This is a genomic window from Streptomyces sp. MK37H (assembly GCF_018035285.1).
Classification (GTDB): Bacteria; Actinomycetota; Actinomycetes; order Streptomycetales; family Streptomycetaceae; genus Streptomyces; species Streptomyces endocoffeicus.
Genome location: NZ_JAAAYH010000719.1, coordinates 1 through 2687, shown reverse-complemented (window position 1 = coordinate 2687; position 2687 = coordinate 1). Strand labels below are relative to the sequence as shown.

Genomic DNA, 2687 nt, shown 5'->3' with positions numbered 1-2687 from the left:
GGGGAGTGTACGAAGCGTCGCAGGGTTCACGGTGGTCACTCTCCCGTGCCGAACCGTTGCGTAACGGGATCAGCGTCACATGAGGGTAGGGACCGGGCATCCTGAACGCCGCCGTACGGACTCCGGTACGACCGTAAGGACCGCGGGCCAGCCGTAAGGACCGCGGCGCCCGCCGTAAGGACCGCGACAGCGCCGTAAGGGCCGCGGCGCCCGCCGTAAGGATCGCGGCGGCGCCGCCGTACGGACCCGCGGTGCTCAGGTCGTCAGGAGGATCTTGCCCACATGCGCGCTGGACTCCAGCAGCCGGTGGGCCTCCGGGGCCTCCCGCATCGGGACGGTGCTGTGGACGATCGGGCGGACCCGGCCGCCGCCGATCAGCGGCCAGACATGCTCCCGTACCGCCGCGATGATCGCCGACTTCTGCGCCAGCGAGCGGCCCCGCAGCCCGGTGGCCGTCACGGCGGCGCTCTTGGACAGCAGCGTGGCCAGGTTCAGCTCGGCCTTCACCCCGCCCTGGAGCCCGATGATCGCCAGCCGTCCGTTGAGGGCGAGCGTCTCCAGATTCCGGGCGAGGTACTTCGCGCCGACGATGTCCAGGATGACGTCCGCGCCCGCGCCGTCGGTGGCCCGGCGGATCTCCTCGACGAAGTCCTGCTCGCGGTAGTCGATCAGGATGTCGGCGCCGAGCTCCTGGCAGGCGGCCAGCTTCTCCGGCCCGCCCGCGGTCACCGCGACCCGCGCCCCGACCGCCTTCGCGAGCTGGATCGCCATGGTGCCGATGCCGCTCGATCCGCCGTGCGCCAACAGCGTCTCGCCCGGCCGGAGATGGGAGATCATGAAGACGTTGGACCAGACGGTGGCGGTCACCTCGGGCAGCGCTGCGGCAGTCACCAGGTCCACGCCCTCGGGGAGGGGCAGCAGCTGCCCCGAGGGAACCGCCACCTTCTCGGCGTATCCACCGCCCGCGAGCAGGGCGCACACCTCGTCGCCCACCGCCCAGCCGGTGACGCCGGGGCCGAGCGCCGAGATCCGGCCCGAGCACTCCAGACCGGCATAGGGCGAGGCTCCGGGCGGCGGCGGATAGTGGCCCTGGCGCTGGAGCACATCCGCGCGATTGACGCCGGCGGCCGCCACGTCGACCAGGACCTCGCCCTCACCGGGCACGGGATCGGGGACCTCCGCCCATACCAGGGCTTCGGGGCCACCGGGTTCGGGAATCGTGATCGCATGCATGGGCGCGAGGCTACTCCTGGACCATCGGCGCGCGAACGATTGTGATCAAGCGGTCGGCCGCCTGCAGCGGGCTGGCGTCGGGGTCGTCGTACGCGAGGAGACGATGGCCGCGCAGCACGGACACCACGAGGTCCTCCGTGTCCCGCACCGACTTGCCCACCTCGGCCTTCACCACCGTGCGCTCCACCAGGTCCAGGCCCGTGCCCTGCTGGATCAGATCCTCGATCACCGCACCGGCCGTCGGGCTCTGCACGCTCATGCCCAGGAGACGGCCCGCCGCGCTGGCGCTGGTGATCACCGCGTCGGCTCCGGACTGGCGCAGCAGCGGCGCGTTCTCCTCCTCGCGCACCGCCGCCACGATGTTGGCGCCCCGGTTGAGCTGCCGGGCCGTCAGCGTGACCAGGACGGCGGTGTCATCGCGCTGGGTGGCGATCACGAACTGGCGGGCGCGCTGCGCCTCCGCCCGCAACAGCACATCGCTGCGGGTCGCGTCGCCGACGACGCCCGCGAACCCCTCGGCGTTGGCCGCCTCGATCACCTTGTGGTTGGGGTCCACCACGACCACCCGGTTCTTGGGCAGCCCCGTCGCGCAAAGGGTCTCCACCGCGGACCGCCCCTTCGTACCGAAGCCCACTACGACGGTGTGATCGCGCAACGCTGACCTCCAGCGGTTCAAGCGGTACTGCTCGCGGGTGCGTTCGGCCAGGACTTCCAGGGTGGTGCCGACCAGGATGATCAGAAAGAGCACGCGCAGCGGCGTGACCAGCAGGATGTTACTGAGCCGCGCGCTGTCGCTGTACGGCACGATGTCGCCGTAGCCGGTCGTGGACAGCGTGACGGTCGAGTAGTAGACGGAGTCGAGGAAGTCGACCTGCTCGTCGGCGTTGTCGTGGTAGCCGGCGCGGTCGACGTACACGATGGCCACCGTCAGCACCAGCACCAGCAGCGCCACCAGCAACCGACGGGCGACCTGGCGCAGCGGGCCCGCGGGGAAGTGGGGCAGATGGACGCGATGGCCGCCGTCCCCGGGGGTGCGAGCGGCCGCGTCATGGCTGGGCAGCTTCACGCCGGGCCCTCCTGGGGGGATATGTCCTCGCCGTCGGTAGCCTCGGCTGTGCGTTGACGCGCCTGGTCGTCGCGCCGACGCGCTTGGTCCGGGTGGCTCGGTTGCTCTGCCGCGCTCGCCGACCACGGGAGATCCAGTACGTCGACCTCCGTGCCGCGCTTCGCCCCGCCGGGCGGGATCACGGCGAGCCCGTCGGCCACCGCGATGCCGCGCAGCATCGCCGGGCCGTTGAAGCGCAGCGGCACCGCCGCGTCCTGCCGGAAGGTCACGGGGACCAGCCGGGTGTCCCGCGGATGCCCCTGCACGGCCTCGGCCAGCGGGGCCGGGCCGGGGTCCGGGGCCGGGCGGCCCGTCAGCGTCCGCAGCAGCGGCTCCGCGAGGGTCAGCA

General features: G+C 72.2%; 2 protein-coding genes and 1 pseudogene. All 3 read right to left on the bottom strand.

Annotation, left to right across the window (positions count from 1 at the left end; translation table 11 throughout):
* Window positions 1–255: 255 nt before the first annotated feature.
* Window positions 256–1233, bottom strand: coding sequence for an NAD(P)H-quinone oxidoreductase (locus GWI24_RS43175; RefSeq protein WP_210951479.1), 978 nt, complete (start codon window positions 1231–1233; stop codon window positions 256–258).
* Between the two features lie 10 nt (window positions 1234–1243).
* Entirely contained in the window at window positions 1244–2299 is a 1056-nt protein-coding gene (locus GWI24_RS43170; protein ID WP_210951478.1) for a TrkA family potassium uptake protein, read from the bottom strand.
* Window positions 2296–2687 (bottom strand): annotated as a pseudogene (locus GWI24_RS43165) (hypothetical protein); the annotation flags it as partial. The gene GWI24_RS43170 and the pseudogene GWI24_RS43165, both read right to left, overlap by 4 nt.

What these genes read in the sequence shown, in the direction of transcription:
- GWI24_RS43175 (WP_210951479.1), bottom strand. Translation starts at nt 1,233, where the DNA reads ATGCATGCGATCACGATTCCCGAACCCGGTGGCCCCGAAGCCCTGGTA.